This window comes from Paractinoplanes lichenicola (assembly GCF_016785085.1).
GTDB lineage: Bacteria > Actinomycetota > Actinomycetes > Mycobacteriales > Micromonosporaceae > Actinoplanes > Actinoplanes lichenicola.
Map to the genome: position 1 here is coordinate 854080 of NZ_JAENHO010000001.1, position 21881 is coordinate 875960.

At 71.7% G+C, this 21881-nt stretch carries 23 protein-coding genes; 16 read left to right on the forward strand and 7 right to left on the reverse strand.

All coding sequences use genetic code 11. From position 1 onward, the window contains the following. The first annotated feature begins 179 nt into the window (after positions 1–179). Positions 180–1301 (forward strand): sensor histidine kinase, encoded by a 1122-nt coding sequence (locus tag JKJ07_RS03800; RefSeq protein WP_202989782.1) that lies wholly within the window; start codon positions 180–182, stop codon positions 1299–1301. 18 nt (positions 1302–1319) lie between these two features. Here JKJ07_RS03800 and JKJ07_RS03805 read toward each other — a convergent pair whose 3' ends face one another. After that, a complete protein-coding gene (locus JKJ07_RS03805) occupies positions 1320–2120 on the reverse strand; it encodes an SDR family NAD(P)-dependent oxidoreductase (protein WP_202989783.1) in 801 nt (266 codons plus the stop codon). A 103-nt stretch (positions 2121–2223) separates the two neighbouring features. Next, on the reverse strand, positions 2224–2604 hold the full coding sequence (locus JKJ07_RS03810) for a hypothetical protein (RefSeq protein ID WP_202989784.1): 381 nt from the start codon (positions 2602–2604) through the stop codon (positions 2224–2226). A gap of 200 nt (positions 2605–2804) precedes the next feature. Between JKJ07_RS03810 and JKJ07_RS03815 the strand changes: the two genes are divergently transcribed. Genes JKJ07_RS03815 through JKJ07_RS03825 form a run of 3 tightly spaced genes read left to right on the forward strand, consistent with a single transcriptional unit; the run spans position 2805 to position 5045 of the window. Continuing rightward, the gene (locus JKJ07_RS03815) at positions 2805–3650 is read left to right on the forward strand and encodes an endo alpha-1,4 polygalactosaminidase (RefSeq protein ID WP_202989785.1); all 846 of its coding nucleotides are present in this window, start codon (positions 2805–2807) and stop codon (positions 3648–3650) included. Beyond that, complete coding sequence (locus tag JKJ07_RS03820) at positions 3647–4150, forward strand: SigE family RNA polymerase sigma factor (protein ID WP_236028225.1); 504 nt, start codon at positions 3647–3649, stop codon at positions 4148–4150. The genes JKJ07_RS03815 and JKJ07_RS03820 overlap by 4 nt, the downstream gene beginning before the upstream one ends. Continuing rightward, entirely contained in the window at positions 4143–5045 is a 903-nt protein-coding gene (locus JKJ07_RS03825) for a hypothetical protein (RefSeq protein WP_202989786.1), read from the forward strand. The genes JKJ07_RS03820 and JKJ07_RS03825 overlap by 8 nt, the downstream gene beginning before the upstream one ends. Here JKJ07_RS03825 and JKJ07_RS03830 read toward each other — a convergent pair. Both JKJ07_RS03830 and JKJ07_RS03835 read right to left on the reverse strand, forming a co-directional pair. Next, the gene (locus JKJ07_RS03830) at positions 4965–6116 is read right to left on the reverse strand and encodes an acyltransferase family protein (RefSeq protein WP_202989787.1); all 1152 of its coding nucleotides are present in this window, start codon (positions 6114–6116) and stop codon (positions 4965–4967) included. The genes JKJ07_RS03825 and JKJ07_RS03830 overlap by 81 nt on opposite strands. Before the next feature lie 51 nt (positions 6117–6167). Next, the gene (locus tag JKJ07_RS03835) at positions 6168–7136 is read right to left on the reverse strand and encodes an alpha/beta hydrolase family protein (protein WP_202989788.1); all 969 of its coding nucleotides are present in this window, start codon (positions 7134–7136) and stop codon (positions 6168–6170) included. A 117-nt stretch (positions 7137–7253) separates the two neighbouring features. Here JKJ07_RS03835 and JKJ07_RS03840 point away from each other — a divergent pair, with 117 nt between their 5' ends. Beyond that, positions 7254–8087, forward strand: coding sequence for an MmyB family transcriptional regulator (locus JKJ07_RS03840; RefSeq protein WP_202989789.1), 834 nt, complete (start codon positions 7254–7256; stop codon positions 8085–8087). A gap of 73 nt (positions 8088–8160) precedes the next feature. Then, positions 8161–9216 carry an alpha/beta hydrolase gene (locus tag JKJ07_RS03845; RefSeq protein WP_202989790.1) on the forward strand — a complete coding sequence of 352 codons (1056 nt, stop codon included), beginning with the start codon at positions 8161–8163 and terminating at the stop codon, positions 9214–9216. 18 nt (positions 9217–9234) lie between these two features. Here JKJ07_RS03845 and JKJ07_RS03850 read toward each other — a convergent pair whose 3' ends face one another. Then, a complete protein-coding gene (locus JKJ07_RS03850; protein ID WP_202989791.1) occupies positions 9235–10326 on the reverse strand; it encodes a sensor histidine kinase in 1092 nt (363 codons plus the stop codon). After that, entirely contained in the window at positions 10323–10982 is a 660-nt protein-coding gene (locus tag JKJ07_RS03855; protein WP_202989792.1) for a response regulator transcription factor, read from the reverse strand. The genes JKJ07_RS03850 and JKJ07_RS03855 overlap by 4 nt, the downstream gene beginning before the upstream one ends. Positions 10983–11113: 131 nt before the next feature. Here JKJ07_RS03855 and JKJ07_RS03860 point away from each other — a divergent pair, with 131 nt between their 5' ends. From JKJ07_RS03860 to JKJ07_RS03880, 5 genes are read left to right on the forward strand one after another with little or no spacing between them, the layout of a single operon-like run. Further along, positions 11114–11968 carry a S1 family peptidase gene (locus JKJ07_RS03860; RefSeq protein WP_307834107.1) on the forward strand — a complete coding sequence of 285 codons (855 nt, stop codon included), beginning with the start codon at positions 11114–11116 and terminating at the stop codon, positions 11966–11968. Next, a complete protein-coding gene (gene alr, locus JKJ07_RS03865; RefSeq protein WP_202989794.1) occupies positions 11965–13071 on the forward strand; it encodes an alanine racemase in 1107 nt (368 codons plus the stop codon). Before JKJ07_RS03860 ends, alr begins: the two co-directional genes overlap by 4 nt. Next, a complete protein-coding gene (locus JKJ07_RS03870) occupies positions 13068–14021 on the forward strand; it encodes a D-alanine--D-alanine ligase family protein (RefSeq protein WP_202989795.1) in 954 nt (317 codons plus the stop codon). The genes alr and JKJ07_RS03870 overlap by 4 nt, the downstream gene beginning before the upstream one ends. Before the next feature lie 52 nt (positions 14022–14073). Then, positions 14074–14388, forward strand: coding sequence for a PadR family transcriptional regulator (locus tag JKJ07_RS03875; protein WP_236028226.1), 315 nt, complete (start codon positions 14074–14076; stop codon positions 14386–14388). 22 nt (positions 14389–14410) lie between these two features. After that, positions 14411–15460, forward strand: coding sequence for a hypothetical protein (locus tag JKJ07_RS03880; protein WP_202989796.1), 1050 nt, complete (start codon positions 14411–14413; stop codon positions 15458–15460). Positions 15461–15917: 457 nt separating this feature from the next. On the opposite strand, the gene JKJ07_RS03885 is transcribed toward JKJ07_RS03880, so the two are convergent. Next, positions 15918–16667, reverse strand: coding sequence for a GntR family transcriptional regulator (locus JKJ07_RS03885; protein WP_202989797.1), 750 nt, complete (start codon positions 16665–16667; stop codon positions 15918–15920). A gap of 103 nt (positions 16668–16770) precedes the next feature. On the opposite strand from JKJ07_RS03885, the gene JKJ07_RS03890 reads away from it, so the two are divergent. The 5 genes from JKJ07_RS03890 to JKJ07_RS03910 are packed head-to-tail and all read left to right on the forward strand — an operon-like array spanning position 16771 to position 21538. Further along, positions 16771–17862, forward strand: coding sequence for an SIS domain-containing protein (locus JKJ07_RS03890; RefSeq protein ID WP_202989798.1), 1092 nt, complete (start codon positions 16771–16773; stop codon positions 17860–17862). 1 nt (position 17863) lies between these two features. Continuing rightward, positions 17864–18784 carry an N-acetylglucosamine kinase gene (locus tag JKJ07_RS03895; protein WP_202989799.1) on the forward strand — a complete coding sequence of 307 codons (921 nt, stop codon included), beginning with the start codon at positions 17864–17866 and terminating at the stop codon, positions 18782–18784. Further along, positions 18781–19695: a DMT family transporter gene (locus tag JKJ07_RS03900; RefSeq protein WP_202989800.1), complete on the forward strand. Its 915-nt coding sequence runs from the start codon at positions 18781–18783 to the stop codon at positions 19693–19695. The genes JKJ07_RS03895 and JKJ07_RS03900 overlap by 4 nt, the downstream gene beginning before the upstream one ends. Next, positions 19692–20681 carry a 1-phosphofructokinase family hexose kinase gene (locus JKJ07_RS03905; protein WP_202989801.1) on the forward strand — a complete coding sequence of 330 codons (990 nt, stop codon included), beginning with the start codon at positions 19692–19694 and terminating at the stop codon, positions 20679–20681. Before JKJ07_RS03900 ends, JKJ07_RS03905 begins: the two co-directional genes overlap by 4 nt. After that, entirely contained in the window at positions 20678–21538 is an 861-nt protein-coding gene (locus JKJ07_RS03910) for a class II fructose-bisphosphate aldolase (RefSeq protein ID WP_202989802.1), read from the forward strand. Before JKJ07_RS03905 ends, JKJ07_RS03910 begins: the two co-directional genes overlap by 4 nt. Positions 21539–21881 lie beyond the last annotated feature (343 nt).

Genomic DNA, 21881 nt, shown 5'->3' on the forward strand with positions numbered 1-21881 from the left:
ACTACTAGAGTGTCACCGGTTGCATCCGAACTGGATTGAAGACACTCGGGGGGCTCGGACCAGGGATGGAAGAAACCGATCGGCACAGGTCTCCCCCGCGTCCGAAGTGGTCTCCCCTACGGTCCGGTCCGCCACAGGACCACAGCAGCGTGGCCACAAGAACCGCCCAAGGTGTTCTTGTGGCCGCGTTGGTCTGTTATCTGGGCATCACGCTGCTGAACATCCTGTCCCAGCGGCTCAACCCGGTCCAGCTCACGTTCGCCCTGCTCTGCCTGGTGCCGGTCTTCCTGCTGCAGCTGTGGCACTCGGCGCCCCGGCGGTCCGAGGCCCGGCTGCGCACCAAGCTGCTCACCCTGACCGCCCAGGGCCTGCTGTCGTACCTGCCGCTGATCTGGTTCGGCGTGTCCTGGGGGGCCATGGCCGGGTTCTTCGCCGGCTCGGTGCTGCTGCTCCTGCCGCCCCGGGCCGGCTGGACGCTGTACGGGTTGATCACGCTGAGCCTGCTCGTGCCCGGCATCCTCAACGACATGGACGTCGTCGACCTGGTCTACATGTGCCAGACGACCGCGCTGACCGGCCTGGTGGTCTACGGGCTGAGCCGGCTGACCGGCCTGGTCGACCAGCTGCACCAGGCCCGCGCCGACCTGGCCCGGATGGCCGTCAGCAACGAGCAGCTGCGGTTCTCGCGCGACCTGCACGACCTGCTCGGCTACAGCCTCTCCGCGATCACCCTCAAGACCGAGCTGATCCACCGGCTCATCCCGTCGAACCCGTTCCGGGCCCGCGAGGAGGTCGACGAGGTGCTCGTCATCTCCCGTCAGGCCCTGGCCGACGTGCGCCGGGTCGCCCACGGCTATCGCGATCTGTCGCTGCGCTCCGAGCTCGTCTCGGCCGAGTCGATGCTGGCCGGGGCCGGGCTGGCGGTCACGGTCGACACCCACGACGCCATCGAGCAGCTGGGCCGCACGACGTCCACGGTGCTGGCCACGGTGCTGCGCGAGGGCGTGACCAACCTGCTGCGGCACTCCAAGGCGTCGTACTGCGAGATCTCGGCCCGGATCGACGGCGACCGGGTCCGGCTCACGATCGTCAACGACGGCCTGGTGCTGGGCGACGCCGGCCCGCTGGCCCACGGCGACGGTGACAGCGGCAGCGGCCTGGGCAACCTGGAGATGCGGCTGGAGCACATCGGCGGCCGGCTGCTCGTGCAGCAGCTGCCCGAGGGCTCCGTCTCGGACGTCTTCCGGCTCACCGCCGAGGCCCCGGTGCAGGAGGTGCAGCCGGCCGCCGAGCTGCCGTGACCGGCCGCCCGGCCCGGGTCAGTCGCCCGAGCCCGGCTCGGCCATGCGCCGGTGCATCTCGCCCTTGACGCTGTCCGGGGCCACCTTGGACACGGCGCCCTGCACCTTGGTCTTGACCGAACCGGCGACGACCTTGGCCTTGTCCTTCTGTAGCGCCTCGAAGCCCTGCTTGGCCACCACGGCCGGGTCGTCCTTCTGACCCGCCCCAACCTTGGTGTCGTCCATCTCGGCCCGGTGGAAGAAGTTGGTGTCGGTCGGGCCGGGCATCAGCGCGGTGACGGTCACGCCGGTGTCCTTGAGCTCGGCCCGCAGCGCCTCGGCGAAGGACTGCACGAACGACTTGGACGCGTTGTAGACGGCCTGGTATGTGCCCGGCATCATCGAGGCGATCGACGACGTGAACAGCACCTGCCCGGCGTCGCGGGCCACCATGTCGGGCAGCACCCGCTTGGCCAGGTGGACGGTCGAGGTCACGTTGACGTCGATCACGTTCAGCTCGTCGCGCAGGGTGGTCTCCCGGGTGAAGTCGCCGCCGATGCCCCGGCCCGCGTTGAGGGCGATGGCGTCCACCGGGCGGGCGGTCTCGAGGATGGCCGCGTACAGGTGCTCGACGCCCTCGAAGTGCGCGAGATCCGCGCGGACGGCCGTCACCTGGTTCTGCCCGTCGCGGCGCAGGCCGGCCGCGGCCTCCTCGATGCCTTCGTCCTCGGCGCAGACGAGCAGGTCGTAGCCGTGCTCGGCGAACTGCTTGGCCAGCTCGTAGCCGATTCCGCTGGACGCGCCGGTGACCACGGCGAAGGGGTTCTGCGTGTCTGTCATGCGACCCGGATGCCCCGCCGGGCCGCGGCCAATCGTCGGCGGCGGCGCCTTCTCGAGCACAAAACCGCGGGCCGGAGCCGGCCCGCGGTTTGAGTGACGCCGGTCAGATGAGCGGCTGCGACCCGGACGACTCGACCGGCGCGGCCACGGCGGGCGGCTTCGGCACGGGCGACTTCTTCACGGTCCGCGTGGCCGGCACCCCGGCCGGAGCGCTGACGGAAGTGGCGGCCGGGGTGGAGGCCGGGAAGTCGGACGAGGAGTCCGAGGAGTCCGACGAACCGGAGGCGGCCTGGTGGATGCGGGTGGTGGCGGCGCCGGCGCCGCTGGACAGCATCGCGGTGGCCTTGTCCTGCGCCTGCCGCACGGTGGGGTGCTCGCGCAGCTGCCGGGCGTTCGCCGAGATCTTCTCGTAAGCCTCCCGGCCGGCGCGGCTGCCCAGCACGTAACCGACCGCAAATCCGGCCGCCAGCTTCACGATCTTCATTCGATGACTCCTCAGTTGGTCGAGCAGGTCAGGCGGCATTTGGTTGCCCCTGGACAAGGACAGCGAAACGTGACGCTCCGGTTCATTCAGCCGTTCGCGGCCAGCTCACGAAAAAAGTCGGGCCGTGGTGGCAGCAGCTCCGGCCGCCCACCGCGTTCTTCGAGGGAGAGTTGCCCGCGGATCAGTCGAGGAGTGCACGCATGGTGTCGAGGAAGCGCAAGATGCTGGTCGTCGTGGCCGCCGCGCTGGCGGTGATCGTCGCCGGCATCGGGGTCGCGCAGGCGGGCGAGAAGAAGGGCCCCGCCCCGAAGGCCGCCACCTGGGCTCCCCCGCCGGCCAACGCCGGTTTCGACTATCAGATCGGCAGCCCCTATCAGCCGCCCGCGGGGGTCAAGGTGGTCAGCCGCGACTACACCGCCGCCGTCGCCCCCGGCCTCTACAACATCTGCTACGTCAACGCCTTCCAGACGCAGGCCGACGCCGCGGCCAAGCAGTGGTGGCTGACCAATCACCCGGCCGTGGTGCTGCGCGACAGCAAGGGCAAACCGGTCCTGGACCCCGACTGGAACGAATACCTGCTGGACTTCTCGACCGCGGCCAAGCGGGCCGAGCTGACCCAGGTGGTCGGCGGCTGGATGAACACCTGCGCGTCCAAGGGCTTCAAGGCGGTCGAGCCCGACAACCTCGACTCGTACAGCCGCTCGGGTGGCCGGCTCAAGAAGGCCGACGCGCTCGCCTACGCCGCCTCGCTCTCCGCGTACGCGCACGGTAAGAACCTCGCCGTGGGGCAGAAGAACACGGCCGACCTGAGCGCGGCCGAGTCCCGTACGGGCGGGTTCGACTTCGCCGTGGCCGAGGAGTGCGGCGAATGGGACGAATGTGACGCCTACACCTCCACGTACGGCAACAATGTAGTGGTGATCGAGTACACCCAGGGCGGCTTCACCAAGGCCTGCGCGCAGTTCGGCAGCCGCCTCTCGATCGTGCTGCGCGACGTCGACGTCACCGCTCCCGGCTCGGGCACGTACAAGTTCAAGACCTGTTGAGCGAGCCGGACAGCTTCGACGAGTTCGTGCAGGCCCGCGGCTGGGCGCTGCTGCGATTCGCGTACGTGCTGTCCGGCGACTCGCACCTCGCCGAGGACCTCGTGCAGGAGGTCCTGGCGAGGATGCACCGGCGCTGGGCCAAGGTCGCCGCGTTGCACAGCGCGGAGGCGTACGTGCGCAAGGCGATCCTGCGGGAGTTCCTCTCGTGGCGGCGGCGCCGGGCCTCACGCGAGACGATCCTGGCCGAGCTGCCCGAGCCGGCCGCCGGTGACGAGCCGCAGAGTCAGGTGCTGGCCCGCGACCAGATGTGGCAGCTGCTGGCCGGCCTGCCGCGCGCGCAACGGGCCGTGCTCGTGCTGCGCTTCTACTGCGATCTGCCCGACCCCGAGATCGCCGCGCTGCTCGAGTGCGGCGAGTCCACCGTACGGTCGCAGGCCTCGCGCGCCCTGGCCAAGATGCGCACCGTTATGACCGAGAAGGGGCTGGTCGGCGATGGATGACCTCGAGCAGTTGCTCGCCCGCAGCATGCACGGCGCGGCCACCGACGCCCCGCCCGACACCGAGCTGCTGAGCCGGGTGCACCAGCGTTCCGGCCGCTATCGCCGGCGTCGCCTTGCCGGGCAACTGGCCGGGCTGGCCGCGGTGCTGGCCATCGGCATACCCACGGCGACCGTGCTGACCAACCGCCCCGAGCCGAGTGTGCCGCTCCCGGCCGCGCAGGGGCTGACGTTGCGACCGGGCTTCCAAGACCCGGCCTTCCCGTACGCCCTCCCGCCCGCCGCCGGTCTGCGGGCGCCCGTGGCCACGCTGGAATCGGGGACGCCGACCGCGTTCTTCGAGGCCACCGACGTGCGCCGGCAGGCCGACACCACCGTCACCGTCACCGGGGCGAAACCGTCGATCACCGGCGGGACGACAGTGCAGGTCCGCGGTCGTACGGGCTGGTTGCGCACCACCGACGTCAAGCCGGCCAAGCAGTACGTCCTCTGCTGGCAGGAGAAGGCCGGACAGTGGCTGCAGCTGGCCACCGACGACACGTACACCCCGCCGCAGGTCGTCGCGCTGGCCGACTCGCTGACGAGCGCGGCCGTGCCCGTCCTGCCGCCGTTCACGCTCGACTGGTCCCCCGCCGGCCTGAGCCCGGACACCGTCAACGCGTCCACGATGAGCTTCGCCGACGGCGCCTTCAGCGTGGTGCTGCGCAAGGAATACGCACTGCCGTCGCCCGGCCGGCGGCTCACCCGCGACGCCGACGGGGTCCGGCTCGAGGTCGCCGTCCCCGACTGGGACGCCGTCCTGGACATCAGGGTCGGGTCAGCGCTGACCATCTCCGACGCCGACCTTCAGCGCTTCGCCGCCGGTGTGCATATCCTCAACCGCTCGAACCCGCGCTGACGCCCGCCGGTCTCCCGTCTCCCAGCGCCGGAACACTGACCACAGTCCGGCCAGGACGACGGCGAAGACAGGCAGCCAGACCAGCCGGTAGAGCGGCCACGCTCCGTCCGGCGCGTCGAGCAGGCCGGGCAGCGGGCCGGCCGCCAGCCCACCCGCGGTGACCAGCAGCAGGGCGCTCTGATGCCAGCAGAACAGCGTCATCGCGCCCAGGTTGAGCATGACCACCGGCGCCCACACCGCGGGTCGTTGCAGCCAGCCGGCCAGCCGGGGCCGCAGCAGCAGGAACACGCCGATCTGGGCCGCCGCCAGGGCCAGCGCGAACAGGGTCGGCGGGTTGAGGTTGGACCAGCCGTCGCCGGGGACGCCGACCGCGCTGGCCGGATAGCCGAGCCCCAGCACCAGCACCGCCCCGGCGACGACCCCGGCCGGGGCCAGGATCGCGCCGGCTCGTCTGTGCAGCCGGCCCTCGGCCAGCGCGATCCCCAGCAGGTAGGGCACCGCCCAGCCCACCGGCGCGACCAGGCCGTTCCACCGGGAGACGTCGCTGAGGGCCACGAGCGCCACCAGCGGCACGACGGACCACAGACCGACCTTGCGCAGCAGCGGGGTGAGCGCGGTCAGCAACACGTAGACCAGCAGGAACCACATCGGATGCGTGATCAGGGACTGGACCACGTGGCGGGTGCTCTCCGGCACCCCGGTCAGGCGGAGCAGCAGCATCGTCGGCACCCAGACCGCCGCCAGCACCGCCACCGGACGGGCCAGGCGGGTCAGCCGGGCGGTCAGCCAAGGCCGGTACGGTTTGCCGCCGAGGCTGCGCGCTGACGAGTAGCCGCCGGCGAAGAAGAACAGGCCCAGCGTCTGCAGCACCCACGTCGCCGGAACCAGCGCCGGACTGCCGGACAGGGGGCTCGCGCCCTCCCAGGCGGCGGGCCGGTCGGGGTCACTGACGACGGCCGACACCAGCCAGTGCCCGAGGATGACGCCCACGATGGCCACGGCGCGCAGGGCGTCGATCGTACGGTCGCGGTGGGCCGGGGTGGCCGCGGCGATCCGGCTCGTCCAGCTCATGCGCCCCCTCCCCGGCCCGGACCACCGATCGTGACCGGTCCCGTCAAGGGTCTACTTGGATTCGACGCTGCCGCTCGAGGTGGCCGCGCCGCTCTCCAGTGCGGCGACCGCGGCCGGCCACGCGTTGTCGCCGGGGTAGAGGGCGGAGCGCAGGTAGGCCCAGATCAGCGCGCGCAGCGTGGCCACGCGCTCCGGGTTCTCGTCGGTGGTCTCCACCGTGTCGAAGCCGGTGATGCCGCCGAAGATGTGCTCGGCGCCGTGCATGGTCAGCAGGGTCTTGGGCGCCGGTGCCCGGGTGTAGGCGTCGCTGCGGTAGCTCAGGCGGGTGGAGAAATTCTCGTTGAGGTCCTTGTCACCGGCCACCACCAGCGCGGGCGTGGTCATCGTGTCGAAGTTGACGAACCGCAGCATCCGTACGCGCTGCATCATCACGCCGTCGGTCGCCTCGTCGGAGACGCCGGGCGAGGCCAGGATGACTCCTGCCTTGACCCGCGGGTCGGACAGGTCGCCGGTCTCCGGGTCCTCGGGGTCGTCGACCCGGCTGCCCAGCAGCATGGAGGTGGTGTGCCCGCCCAGCGAGTGCCCGACGGCGGCGATCCGTTCGCGGTCCAGCCGGCCGGCGAGCCCGGGGACGGTGGCCTCGATCTCGTCGAGGTGGTCGAGGATGAAGTGCATGTCGGTGACGCGGCTGCGCCAGAACATCGGCGCCCCGGGGTGGCCGGATTCGCGCAGCCCCAGGGCCTTGTCGTCGAGGTGAGTGGGCTGGATGACGACGAATCCGTGTGCGGCGTAGAAGCCGGCCATGGGCGCGTTGCCGTGCAGGGAGGCGATGAAATTGGTCTCGCCGTGGCCGTGCGACAACAAGATGATCGGCAGCCGCGTCCCGGTCGCGGGGGCGGACACCTTGATCTCGAGCCGCGCGGGCCGGCCGGGCACGTCGAACACCACGGGGCTGTACGTGATCACCGGGCTCGCGGCGTTGACCGGGATGTTGCCGCTTTCAGAGATGGCCGTGCTCATTGTCGGACCTCCTTGATCGACTTGGTGCCGTGCTGTCTTTCCGGGCGGCCGCGCGGTCATGCCGATCATGAGTGGCCCGGTCCGTACCACCCACCGGCACCGGGCATAGTTGCCGCCATGACGAAGTTGACCTTGGGAACCGTCTTGCGGGCCTGGCGGCACCGGGCCGACCCGGCGGACCTGGGGTTGCCGGCCGCCGAGGGCGAGCGGCGCACACCGGGGCTGCGCCGCGGCGAAGTGGCCCGGCTGGCCGGGGTGTCCCCCGAGTACGTCAAGCGGCTGGAACAGGATCGGGCCCGGCCGAGCATCGACGTCGTCCGGGCGCTGGCGCGGGCGTTGCGGGCGACCCACGAGGAGTACGGCATGCTGGCCCGGCTCGCCGGTCACACCCTGCCGCCCGGTGGCACGGTGCCCCGGCAGATCACCGAGGGCGTGCAGCGGCTCGCCGACCGGCTCGGCGACGTCCCGCTCGCCGTCTACGACGCGACCTGGACGTTGCTGACCGCCAACCGGGCGTGGGCCGCCCTGCTCGGCGACCCGGCCGCGCTCACCGGTCGCGACCGCAACGTGCTGTGGCAGATCTTCACCAGCGACACCGTCCCGGTCCGGATGACCGACTGGGAGCGGCACGAGCGTTCACTGGTGGCCGACTTGCGCGACGCCGTGCACCGCTACCCGGCCGACGCGGAGCTCGACGACCTGGCCGGCGCCCTGCTCGAGGCCGGTGGACGCTTCGCCGCCCGGTGGGAGCAACCGGCAGTCGCCCGGCACGGCGGCCAGCGCAAAACCGTGTCACACCCCGTGGCCGGCGACGTGACCCTGGACTGCGACGTCCTCACCGTGCACGACGCCGACCTGCGGCTGGTCATGCTCACCGTCGCGCCGGGCACCCCGGACGCGGACAAGCTGGCCGCCCTGACCACGACCGCCGTCAACCCGTCCGGTCGGTGAACCTGACGAAGTTCACACAACCGGCTCCTAGGGTCCGTTCCTGATCATCTCAATGGACCGATCGGGAGACCTCGTGAGACGACGCACGATCCTGGGCACGGCGGTGCTCGCAGTGGCGGCCGTCGCTGCCACTGCCGTCCTGACGACGCGGGGCAACACCGCCGACGCGATCACGACGGCGGCGGTGAACGTCGTCGAATACAACCTCGGTGACAAGGCCTTTACCGACAAGCCCGACTGGGACGGTGTCGCCGAGCTGCGGGCCGTCGTGCACTACCCGAAGAAGATGCGCGGCAAGCTGCCGGTCGTGGTGCTGCTGCACGGTCAGCAGATCTCCTGCCACACCGCCGACGAGGACAACTGGACCTGGCCGTGCCCGGCCGGGGTCAAGCCGTACCCGAGCAATCGCGGCTACGACTATCTCGCACGTGCCCTGGCCCAGGACGGCTTCGTGGTTGTCGCCCCGGCCGCGAACGGTGTCAACAACTTCATGGGCGTCGCGCCCCAGCGGGCCCGGCTGATCAACAAGCATCTCGCGCTGCTGCAAACGCTCACCGACTTCACCGACCCGGCCACGGGACGTAGGGCGGACGTGGATTTCCGGGGCCACCTCGACCTGAACCGGGTCGGCACGATGGGTCACTCGGTCGGGGGCGAGGGCGTCTTCTACGAGGCCGCCGAGGCCAACCGCGGGAAGCTGCCGGCCGGCGTACGGATCCGAGGTGTTGTCGCGATCGCCGCGACCAACAGCGAGACGTTCGACACGACGGTCACCAAAGCCAAGGTGGCCGTGCTTTCGGCGGCCTGCTGGGGCTCCGCGGACCAGGCTTTCTATCGCGACGCCAAGATCCACCACGGTACCGGCGGCTTCCTGGTCAAGATCGCTAAGGCCAACCACAACTACTTCAACACCGAGTGGACCAAGGGTCCCGGCCCGGTCGACGGGGACGACACCGAGTGCCGCGGCGCGCAGGGCCGGCCGACCGCCGCGCAGCAGCAGAACCTGGCCGTAACGTATCTGCGGGCCTTCTACGCGTACGCCCTGAAGGACGACAAGCGCGGCCTGCCCGTGCTGACCGGCCAGAATCCCGTCCGCGGCGTCACCGCCGAGGTCGAGTCGTTCGGGTGAGGCTGGGCCGATCGCGCCTCAGGTCGGGAGGGTGACCTCGACGCGCAGGCCGTCCTTGCCTGTTGACGAGGCCTCGATCAGGCCGCCGTGGGCCTGGGTGATCGAGCGGGCGATGGAGAGGCCGAGGCCGGCGCCGCCGCTGTGGTCGATGCGTTTGCCGTTGCGGCGGCGGAACGGCTCGAACAGTGCCGGCACCTCCTCGGGCGGCACGTCGTCGCCGGTGTTGGTGACGATCAGCGCCGGGTTGTCGCCGACCCGTACGTCGAGCGTGCCGCCGGGGCGGTTGTACTTCAGCGCGTTCTGGATCAGGTTAGTGACCAGGCGCTCCAGCAGCACCTGTTCGCCCGGCACCGTACGGGGGTGCAGGTCGGTCGTGATGGTGACGCCGGCCTCGGCCGCGCGGCGGCGGTGCGTGTCGACCACCGCCTCGGTGATCCGGTCGAGCCGTTGCGGGGTGCGGGTGGCCAGGCCGCGGTCGCTCTCGGCCAGCACCAGCAGGCCCTCGATCAGGCGTTCGTTGCGCTCGTTGGTGGCCAGCAGCTGATCGGTGAGCAGCTCGACCTGCTCGCGGGTGAGCTCGTCGGCCATGCTGACCTCGATCAGCGCGCGCTGCACGGCGAGCGGGGTCCGCAGCTCGTGCGACGCGTCGGCGGCGAAGCGGCGCTGGGCCTCGTAGCCGACGGTGATCCGGTCCATCATCTCGTCGATCGAGCGGCCCAGCTCCGCCAGCTCGCCGGTGCCCGGGCCGGGACGCAGGCGGTAGCCGAGGTTCTGCGGCCCGACGCTGCCGATCACGCCGGCGACGTCGCGCACCGGGCGCAGGCACCAGCGCACCACCGGATAGCAGGCGGCCAGCAGCACCGCCAGCAGCAGGGCGAAGACGAAGGCGTACAGCGCGAGGTAGGGCAGGCTCGGGAAGCGGAACAGCACGGTGCAGGCCAGCGAGGTGCCGGCGTCGGGGGCCCGGTCCAGGTTCCGCTCGCACACCGAGGGCAGCAGCATGCCGACCAGGTCGAGCAGGCGGGACTGCAGCCACGGCGTGAACTGGGCCACGACCAGCACGGCCGCGCACAGCACGAGGATCCGGCGGGCCGGCGAGCGACCGGTCACGAGCCGATCCGATAACCGACCCGGCGCACGGTGTGCAGCACCGGCGGGTCGCCGAGCTTGCGGCGCAGCGTCATCACCGTCATCCGCACGGTGTTGGTGAACGGGTCGGCGTGCTCGTCCCAGGCCTGTTCGAGCAGCTCCTCGGTGCTGACCACCCGGCCCTCGGCCCGCATCAGCACCCGCAGGACGGCGAACTCCTTGGCCGACAGGTCGAGCACCTGCCCGTCGCGGGAGGCGGTGTGCCGGGTGCTGTCGAGCACGACCCCGTCGCGTTCGAGCACGGGCGCCACCGCGGCTCCGGAGCGCCGGGACAGCGCCTGCACGCGCGCGGCGAGCTCGGCGAACGCGAACGGCTTGGTCAGGTAGTCGTCGGCGCCCAGCCCCAGGCCCTCGACCCGGTCGCGGATGCCGGCCGCGGCGGTGAGCAGCAGCACCTTGGGGCCGTCGCCCGCGCCGGCCAGCTGCCGGCACACCTCGTCGCCGGTGCGGCCGGGCATGTCCCGGTCGAGCACCGCGACGTCGTAGCGGTTGACGGCGAGGCGTTCCAGGGCGCTGTCGCCGTCGTAGACCACGTCGACGGCCATGGACAGCTTGCGCAGCCCCTGGGCGACCGTGTCGGCCAGCACCTGTTCGTCGTCCGCCACCAGCACGCGCATCCCCGGTTTCCTCCCACTGCCGCCCGCCAGGCTCGCAGATCGAACATAAACGGTTCATAAAGACGCTGCTGACGGTCCGTCTACGGCCCGGCCGACACCATCGTGCCGTGGCTAGGTCTATCAGGAATCTCGTGGCTGTTCTGGCGGTCTGCGCGGCGGTCGTGCCGTTCTCGCCCGCGCCGGCCCAGGCGATCGCGTACGGCAAGAACGCCCCGGACGGCGCCTACCGGTTCTCGGTGCAGCTGGTGATGACCGGCCTGCCCGACGCGGACGGTGGCACCCGGGACAGCTCTTGTTCCGGCGCGCTGATCGCCCCGGAATGGGTGATCACGGCCGGGCACTGCTTCCGCGACGGCGACAAGCGGGTCAGCCGCACCGTGGCCGAGCGGACCACCGCGATCGTCGGCCGCACCGACCTGAGCAGCGACGACGGCCAGGAGGTGGAGGTGGTCGCCGCGTATCAGGCCGAGGGGCACGACGTCGCCCTGGCCCGGCTGGGCGAGCCGGTCACCGGGATCACACCCCTGCCCGTCAGCACGCGGGCCCCGCAACGGGGGGACGTGCTCCGGCTGACCGGGTACGGCCTGGTCGGCGACGGCGGCGGGAACGTCCCCGCGACCCGGCTGCAGACCGGGCTGTTCACCGTCACGGCGTTCGGCGACTCGTTGCTCGAGACCTCCGGACGCTGGCCCCGCACGCAGACCAGCCCGTGCCCGCACGACTCCGGCGGCCCCTACTTTCGTGAGCAGCGCGACGGCAAGGTCGCGCTGGCCGCGGTGGTCAGCTCGGGCCCCGGCTGCCCGCACGCCGGGCCCGACTTCAGCGCCCGCACCGACAACCTCGTGGGCTGGATCAACGACACCATGGACGCGCCGCCGAGCTCGTGGAACGTGCCCGGCGTGACGGGTGTGGCCGGTGTCGTGCTGGCCGCGATCGGGCTGCTCGTGCTGGCCGGCCGGCGGCGCCGGACCGGGGCGCACCGGTGAGCCTGGGCGAGGCGGTCATCGACCTGGGCGCGGTCGCCGCCAACGTGCGTACGGTGGCCGCGGTCGCCGGCACCGAGCTGATGGCCGTCGTCAAGGCGGACGGCTTCGGGCACGGCGCGGTCGAGGTGGCCCGGGCCGCGGTGGCCGCCGGCGCGACCTGGCTCGGCACGACCTCGGCCGCCGAGGCTTTGCACCTGCGGTCGGCCGGGCTCACGACGCCCGTGCTGAGCTGGCTGCACGCGCCGGACGAGGACTTCGCCCGCCTGATCGCCGCACGTGTCGACCTCGGCGTCTCCGGCTTGACCCAGCTGCACGCGGTGGCCGCGGCCGCCCGGGGGCTCGGCCTGCCGGCGCAGGTGCAGCTCAAGGCGGACACCGGGCTGTCACGCAACGGCGCCCGCCCGGAGGACTGGGCCGACCTGGTGGCCTGGGCCCGCAAATACGAGGGCGAGGACCTTTTCCGCGTACGGGGGGTCTGGTCGCATCTGGCCAACGCGGAGCGGCCCGCCGATCCCGCCGTCACCCGCCAGATCGACGCGTTCGAGGACGCCGTCCGCGTGGCCCGCGACGCCGGGCTCGACCCGCCGCTGACCCACCTGGCCAACTCGGCGGCCGCGCTCAGCCTGCCCCGCGCTCGCTTCGACCTGTGCCGGATCGGGATCGCCCTCTACGGGGCCGGACCGCCGGGGCTGCGACCGGCCATGACCCTGCGCTCGCGGGTCGTCAACGTGAAGCGGGTGCCGGCCGGAACCGGCGTATCCTACGGCCCCGACCACGTGACCGCCCGGCCGGCCACCCTGGCGCTGCTGCCGCTGGGCTACGCCGACGGGGTGCCGCGGGCGGCCGAGGGGCGGGCCGAGGTGTGGCTCGGCGGCCGGCGGTGCCCGATCGTCGGGCGGATCGCCATGGACCAGTGCGTGATCGACGCGGGCGACCTGCCGGTGCGGCCGGGCGACCCGGTCGTGCTCTTCGGGCCGGGCCCGGACAAGCCCGCCGTCACCGACTGGGCCCGCTGGGCCGGCACCAACCCGCACGAGATTCTGACCGGGATCGGCGCCCGGGTGACCCGCCGCTATCAGCTCGGAGAGGCACGGCACCGGTGAGACTGGCCCTTATCTACGGCGGACGCAGCGGCGAGCACGACGTGTCCCGCAAGTCGGCCCGCAGCATCCTCGACCATCTCGACCGGGCGGCGTACGACGTCACCGAGCTGCTGATCGGGCGGGACGGGCAGTGGCACGTCGACGGCGTTCCCGTGCCACTGGCCGTGGCGCTGCGGGCGATCCAGCACTGCGACGTGGCGTTCCCCGCGCTGCACGGCCCGTACGGGGAGGACGGCCGGTTGCAGGCGATGCTGGAGTGGCTGGACATCCCGTACGTGGGAAGTGGGGTGCTCGCCAGCGCGGCCGGCATGGACAAGGCCGTGACCAAGAAACTGCTCGCGGCCGAGGGGCTGCGCGTCGCCGACGGGGTCACCATGGCCCGCGGCGACGAAACAGTGCCGCCTGGGCTGGCGCTGCCGGTCTTCGTCAAGCCGGCCCGCGCGGGCTCCAGCCTCGGCGTCTCGCGGGTCGACGACTGGGCGGAGCTGCCCGCCGCCCTGCGCAAGGCCCGCGAGCTCGACCCCAAGGTGCTGATCGAGCAGGCGGTCACCGGCCGCGAGATCGACGTGGCGGTCCTGCAGCACCCGGACGGCCGGGTCGAGGCCGGGCCGCCCCTGGAGATCACCGTGACGCGCGGCTTCTTCGACTACGCGGCCAAGTACGACGGCGGCGCCGAGTTCCAGATCCCCGCCCGCCTCGACCAGGCCACCACCCGGCTGCTGCAGGGCCAGGCGATCCGCGCCTTCCACGCCCTGGAGTGCCGCGGCCTGCTGCGCGTCGACTTCTTCCTGCCCGCCGAAGGGGCGCCCGTCGTCAACGAGGTCAACACGTTCCCCGGCATGACGGCGGCCTCGCAATTCCCGCAGATGTGGCAGCGGGCCGGGCTGTCGTTCGCGGCCCTGCTCGACGTGCTGATCGCCACGCCCCGGCGCACCCACAGCCGACCGTGACGTCGCTTTGCCAGGCTTCACCGATATACCGATCAACTGTATATTGGCGCGCATGCGACGACCGAGCTTTCTGATCCTGTCGGCGCTGGCCCCGGCCCCGCTGCACGGCTATGCGGTGATCAAGGAGGTGGCGCGGCTGTCGGCGGACCAGAAACGCCTCGCCGCCGGCACGTTGTATGCGGCGCTCGACCGGCTCAGCGACGAAGGTCTCGTCGAGGTCGACCGTGAGGAGACTGTCGACGGCCGGCTCCGCCGCTACTACCGGCTGACCGATCAGGGCATCGCCACGCTGGCCGCCGAGGCCGAGCAGATGCGCCGCGACGCCCGCATGGTCACCCAACGGTTGAGCGCAGTCCGCCCCGCCTGACCCGGCCTCGGAAGGGATCACCATGCCCGGCGACCTCAGCATCGCGCGTCTGGAGCGCAGGTATCGGCGATGGCTGCTGGCCTACCCCCGGGCGTATCGGCACGAGCGCGGTCCGGAGATCCTCGCGACGCTGCTCGACGCGGCCGACCCGGGCCGGTCGCGGCCGGCCCCGCGCGAGGCCGCGCTGCTGCTGCGGCACGGCCTCGGCCGGCGTCTCGCCGAGTTCGGCCGCCGGGCGTTCGTGATCGCGGCGGTCGCGGCCGTGCTCGGCGGGCTCAGCGGGATCGCGCTCGGCTCGTGGCTGGCCTGGCGCGACGTGGACCCGATGGCGCCCGGCAAGGCCACCGCGATCGCCCTGGCGCCCACGGTCCTGCCGGTCCCCTTCGACAACAAGGCCAGCCAGTTCGGGCGGCAGACCTTCTGGAACCCGTACAGCAAGAACACGTTGCACGGCGGCACCGGCGTACGGGTGGGCCGCACCAGCGTGACCGGCTCGATGCCCCAGCGCACCGGCGTCGAACAGCTCGCCACCGCCGTCGCCGGGCAGATGCGCGCCCACGGCTGGCGGGACGTGCGCATCACCGTCGAGGGCGATGGGCCCAGCAGGTTCGCCGAGGTGACCGGCACGCGCACCGGCTATCTCGCCGCTGTGCAGATCGGGCAATACTCCACCGGGCTGAACCTCGACCTGATGTGGGCCGAGCCACCCGGCCACCTGCATGACACCGTCCTCGGCGGCCTGGCCGGCGCGCTGCTCGGCGCCCTGCTCGGGCTTTACACCGCCAAGCGCATGCGCCGTTACGGCCCGGGCCGGCAACGGGCCTACTCCCGGCTCTGCGTCACCACGCTGCTGCTGCTCGCCCCGGCCTGCCTCGGCAACATCCCCACTTCGACCGGTTCCCTGCTGGCCAACACCCACCGCAACGGTCACGGCCCCTCGGTCTACTGGGGCGGTTTCGTGGTCTTCGGGGCGGAGCCGCTCGCCATTCTGGCCCTGCTCCCGATCCTCGCGATCGCCGTCTGCTGCGTCTGGCCACAGCGGGCACCCGTCCGCACCCCCACCACAGCCTGAGCAGAGACGTTCAGACCCACGGCGGCACCCGGTGGCGTTCAGACGGCCAGAGGCGTCCGGTCGGTGCATCCATCAGCCGGTCGGATCGCACGCGATATGACCGCACCACGCGGGTGTTTCCCATCCGGCCCGCGTCGAAGGATGAGGCTTCATCCCGGGGATCAAGACGAGACTGCCGTCGCTTCGCGGTCGCAAGACTGTGGACACCGTCTCTTGCCGGACGCTTGCTGGGCCGAAGGAAGCTCAGGACAGCGAGGGTCATCAAGGCGAACGAGACAGCAAGAAGCGACATGAGAGCGAAGCGCATGACCCGAACGTAATCGCGGCATCTCTCCCAGTCACCGGCCGCGCATTCTGATAAGCGTGATGATCGGCCGGTACAGGTTTGCCGAGCCGAGTCGCCATCACCGCGGACGTACTAATCAGAACGGGCGAAGCACTGACCCCTGCGGAGGCGTCAGTCGGTGATGGAGGCGCGGAACGTGTAGCGGTCGCCGCGGTAGGCCTGCACGGTCAGTTCGATCGGGACGCCTTCTTGGTTGAACGTGAGCTGGGTGGCCGACAGGATCGGGACCGGGCCGGTGATCTCCAGGTGGTCGCGTTCGTCGTCGGTGGCGTTGCGGGCTTCGACCGAGTAGTCGGCATAGTGCGGTTGCTGGCGGGGTGACGCCGCTCGTAGCACCTCGTAGAGGGAGTTGCGGCTGAAGTCCGTGGTGGCCAGTTCGGGGGCGATCGCCAGGGGCAGGCGGTTGTGCTCGAGCGCGATGACCAGGTCGTTGAGGTAGCGCAGGCGGCGCATCTCGAACAGGTCGGCGCCGGCCACCGTACGCAGCAGCTCGGCCTCGCGGCTGGTGGCCGGGCGGACCTTGCTGACCAGCACACGGTTGTGGATGGCCAGGCCACGCTGGGCGGCCAGGTCGGCGAAGCCCATCACCCGGCCCGCGGTGCCCGCGCCGCGCTGCACGGGCGCGGCGGCCACGGCCCAGCCCCGGGCCGGCAGGGAGACCAGCACGCCGCGTTCACGCAGCTCACCCAGGGCGGCCCGGATCGTCACGCGCGAGACGGCGTAGCGCTCGGCCAGCTGGCGCTCGGAGGGCAGCCGCGCGCCGTCGGTGCCGTCGGCGGCCCGCAGGTCGTCGTGGATGCGCTCGGCCAGCCGCAGATAGAGCGGGAGGGCGTCCGGGCCGATCAAGGGGCTGGTCTGCACCGGCACGACGGTACCAGGGGCCCAGGAGAAACCGTTGACATACCAGTTGCATACCAGTAGCTTTCCGGAACCAGACCAGGTTGCCGGAAACACAGGGAGCACGATGAGCAGCAGCTTCACCCGGGCCGAGATCGAGCAGCAGCCGGACGTCTGGCGCGCGACCCGGAACGTCGTGGACGCCGCCCGCGCCGACGTGAACCGGGTGCTGGAAAAAACGTCGGACGAGCGCACCCGGATCGTGCTGACCGGGGCCGGCACCTCGGCGTACGCGGGGGAAGTGCTCGCACCGGAACTGGCCCGCGTCCTGAAGCGGCCGGTGGAGGCGATCGCGACCACCGACATCGTCACCGACCCGCAGGCGGTGACCGCGGGCGACCGGCCGGTGCTGCTGGTGTCGTTCGCCCGCAGCGGCAACAGCCCGGAGTCGGTCGCGGCGGCCGAGCTGATCGACCAGCTGGCCCCGGCCGCGCACCACCTGGTGATCACCTGCGACGGTGCCGGGCGGCTGGCGCGCACATTCCAGAACGCGCCCAACGCCGCCGTGGTGACGCTGCCGGCCGAGACCAACGACCGCGGCTTCGCCATGACGTCGTCGTTCACCTCGATGGTGCTCGCCGCCTACCTGTGCCTGGCCGGCGAGGCCGACGTCGACGCGCTGGCCGAGGCGGCCGCGACCGTGCTGGCCGGCGCCGACCGGATCGAGCGGACGGTGACCGCGCTCCGGCCGGGCCGCATCGTCTATCTGGGCTCGGGCAGCCTCAAGGGCCTGGCCCGCGAGGCGGCGCTCAAGACGCTCGAGCTGACCGCGGGCACGACCGTCGCGCTGGGCGAGTCGTCGCTGGGCTTCCGGCACGGGCCCAAGGCCGCCCTCACCCCGGACACGCTCGCGGTCGTCTTCGTCTCCGGCGACGACTACCGGCGCGCGTACGACCTCGACCTGGCCCGCGAGCTCAGCACCGGCCTCGGCGCCGAGCGGGTGGTGCTGGTCGACGCCGACGGCACGTGGCCCGTCCCGCGCGCACCCGGGCTCCCGGACGCGCTGTGGGCCCTCGTCGCGGTCATCACCGCCCAGCTCACCGCCTTGACCTGCTCGCTGGCGGCCGGGCTGACCCCGGACAACCCGTTCCCCGGCGGCGAGGTCAACCGCGTCGTGCAGGGAGTGGTCATTCACCCGTACGGCGAAAGGCGGTCCTGAGATGTATCTCGGTGTGGACGGCGGCGGGACCAAGACGGCCTTCTGCCTGATCGACGACGACGGCGCGATCGTGGCCTCGGCCCGCACGGCCAGCATCTACTACCTGATGAGCGGGATCGAGATCGTCGAGCCGCTGCTGGCCCAGGGCGTGGCCGACGTGTGCGCGAGCGCGGGCATCAAACCCGAGGACATCGCGTACGCGTTCTTCGGGATCCCCTGCTACGGCGAGGTCCTGCCCGACGTACCGAAGCTCGACGCTCTTCCGAAAACTGTGCTCGGCACCGACCGGTACCGCTGCGGCAACGACATGATCTGTGGCTGGGCCGGCTCGCTGGGCGCCGCCGACGGCATCAACGTGGTCGCCGGCACCGGCTCGATCGCGTACGGCGAGAACGGCGAGCGCAAGTCGCGGGCCGGTGGCTGGGGCGAGATCTTCGGCGACGAGGGCTCGGCCCACTGGGTCGCCATCCGCGGGCTCAACGCGTTCAGCAAGATGGGTGACGGGCGGCTGCCGCGCGGCCCGCTCGCCGGCATCCTGCGCGCCCGGCTCGACCTGACCGACGACCTCGAGATCGTCGACGTCGTGCTCAACCGCTGGCAGGGCGACCGAGCCAAGATCGCCGCCCTGAGCACCGCGGTCAGCGAGGCCGCCGACGCCGGCGACACCGCGAGCGCGGACATCCTGCGCGACGCCGGCCGCGAGCTCGCCGAGATGGTCGACGCCGAGGCCCGCGTCCTCGAATTCGGGACTCAGCAACTGATCCCGGTCTCCTACTCCGGCGGCATGCTCACCAGCCCGCTGCTGCTCGACTCGTTCCGCCGGTCGCTCGACGGGCGCTACGACCTGCGCGAACCACTCTTCCCCCCGGACCACGGCGCGGCCCTGTACGCCGCCCGACTGTCGAACGGACCCCGCACATGACCTCTCTGAGCACCGCCACCGGCCGTCGCACCGGCTGGATCCCGTACGCCGCTCTGCTCGTGCTCTTCTGGGGTGTCTGGGGCGCGTTCTCCAGCCAGCCGACCAGCAAATACGGCTACCCCGACGGCATGGTCTACATCATCTGGTCGATCACGATGCTGATCCCGGCCATGGCCGCGCTGCGCGGGAACACCTTCGACCGCCGGCCGGTCGCCGCCGCGTACGGGCTGATTGTGGGTCTGACCGGGGCGGGCGGGCAGCTGCTGCTGTTCAAGGCGCTGACCATCGGCCCCGCGTACATCATCTTCCCGATCATCGCCCTCTCCCCCGCCATCACCGTGATCATGGCGCTGGTCGCGCTCAAGGAACGCCTGACCCGGCTGGCCGTGATCGGTGTGGTGCTGGCCCTGGTCGCGATCGTGCTGTTCTCCGTCGCGCCCAGCGACGAGGGCGTCGACGCCGGGCCGTACCTGATCCTCGCCGTGCTGATCTGCATCGCGTGGGGTGTGCAGGCCTACTACATGCGCAAGGCCGCGCTGGCCGGGGTCAACGACGCCACCACGTTCGGCTGGATGACGATCAGCGGTCTCGTGCTGATCCCGGTCGCCCTGCTCATGATGGGCGGCTTCCCCACCGGCTTCCCGTGGCAGGCGCCCGCCCTGACCGCCGTGACCCAGGTGCTCAACGCCATCGGCGCCCTGTTCCTGGTGATGGCGATGAGCCGCGGCAAGGCGTCGGTGGTCGCGCCGATCACCAACGCGCTGGCGCCCGTGCTCACCATCGCGCTGTCGCTCGCGATCTATCAGACGCTGCCGTCGGGCTGGCAGACCGCGGGCATCGTGCTCGCGCTGGCCGGTTCGACCCTGATGGTCTACACCACCGAGAAATCCGCCGAACTGGCCGACGGATGACCCGCGTCGTCACGGTCACGCTCAACCCGGCCCTCGACATCACCTACGCGGTCCCAGCGTTGGCGGTCGGTTCCAGCGTACGGGTGGAGAACGTGCGCTCGCGGGCCGGCGGCAAGGGGGTCAACGTGGCCGCCGTGGTGCGCCAGCTGGGTGGCGACGCGGTTGTAGTCGCCCCGGGCGCCCGCACCGAGCCCGACCCGTTCCGCGACGGGCTCGACAGCCTGGGCCTGCGTCACCATTTGGTTCCGTCATTGGCCACCGTACGGCGGACCGTGGCCGTCGTGGGTGCGGACGGCCCGACGACCATCCTGTTGGAACCGGGCAGTCCCGCCCCGGCCGGAACCGCCGACGCCATTGCCGCCACGGTGGCTCTGGAACTGACCGGCGCCGACGCCTTGGTGGTGTCGGGCAGCGTTCCGCCCGGGCTGCCCGACGACCTGCCCGCCCGTCTGGCCCGGCTCGCCTCCGGCATTCCGGTCATCGTCGACGTGTCCGGCCCGGCGTTGCGGGCCGCGGTCGGCGCCGGCGCGATCCTCGTTCCCAACCTGTCCGAAATATCGGAAATAAGCGGCGGCGAGCCGGTCGTCGCCGCACGGGAGCTGGTTGGCCAGGGCGCGGCCGCCGTCGTCGTGACCCTGGGCGAGGACGGCGCGGTGGCCGTCACCCCCGGCGGCGCCTGGCACGCCCGTACGCCCGAAGTGGTCGACGGCAACCCGACCGGCGCCGGTGATGCCGCGACCGCGGCCCTCGCCCTGCGCCTGGCCGCCGGTGCTCTCAGGCCGGCCGACGCCGCCGGTGCTCTCAGGCCGACCGACGCCGCCGGTGCTCTCAGGCCGGCCGACGCCGCCGGCGTTTTCTGGCCGGCTGCCCTGGCCGACGTCGTTGCCACCTCGGCCGCCTGCGTGCTGCGCCCCGTGGCCGGCGAAATCGATCTCGACGCGCGCCGCCGCTGGCTGAGCGCCATCACCGTGGAGGAACTCACGTGAGCCTGTTGACCGATCTTCGAGGCAGCGGCCGCGCGGTCGGCGCCTTCAACGCGATCCTGCTCGAACACGCCGAAGCCATCGTGACCGGCGCCGAACAGGCCGGGCTGCCGGTCATCCTGCAGATCTCGCAGAACGCGGCGCGCTACCACGGCTCGCTGGCCCCGTTCGCCACCGCCTGCCTGAGCCTGGCTTCGGCCGCCACGGTGCCGGTGACCGTCCACCTCGACCACGCCGAGGACGAAACCCTGATCGACCAGGCCGTCGCCTTAGGCCTGCGCTCGGTGATGTTCGACGCGGCCACCCTCCCGTACGAGGAGAACGTGGCCCGCACCCGCGCGGTCGTGCAGCGCTGCCACGCCGTCGGCTGCCTGGTCGAGGCCGAACTGGGCGAGATCGGCGGCAAGGACGGCGCCCACGCCCCCGGAGTACGCACCGACCCTCTCCAGGCGGCCGCCTTCGTCGAGGCAACCGGCGTGGACTCGCTGGCCGTCGCCGTCGGCTCGTCCCACGCCATGTCCAGCCGCGACGCCCGCCTCGACGTCGACCTGATCGGCCGGCTCGCCACTGCGGTGCCGGTGCCACTGGTGCTGCACGGCTCATCCGGAGTGCCCGACACCGGGCTGCGCGAGGCCGCCGCCGTAGGCATCACGAAGGTCAACGTCGGCACCCTGCTCAACCGGGTGCTGACCGAGACTGTCCGCGATGTGCTGGCCGACCAGGACACCCTGACCGACCCTCGCAAGTACCTGAAGCCGGGGCGCGACGCCGTACGGGCCGAGGTCACCCGCCTGCTCCAGCTGCTCGACGGAGCCGGCCCCGGCGTCAGCTCTCCAGAGCGGAGAACGCAGGCCGCATAGTGGCGGACCCTGGCGCGGCCGCACTCGTCGTCGGCGGCCGCGCGCGGTTCCGCTTCGCACTACGCTTTGAGCATCCTAGGAACCTCGGTTGGTTCTGTTCTTCGTTTTCACCGTGAGTCCGGTGGCACTGATCGGGTCGCCACGCTCTGTGCATCCTAGGAACCTGGGTTGATTCGGTTCGCCTCTTTCACCATGAGTCCGGTGGCACCGATCGGGTCGCCAGTGCGGCCACGGGCACTCGGACTGTCTCGCTACGGGCTGTGAGCTGCGGCCATGTGAGGTGCGGCCATGTGAGCTGCGGTCATGTGAGCTGCGGTGATGTGAGCTGCGGTCATGTGAGCTG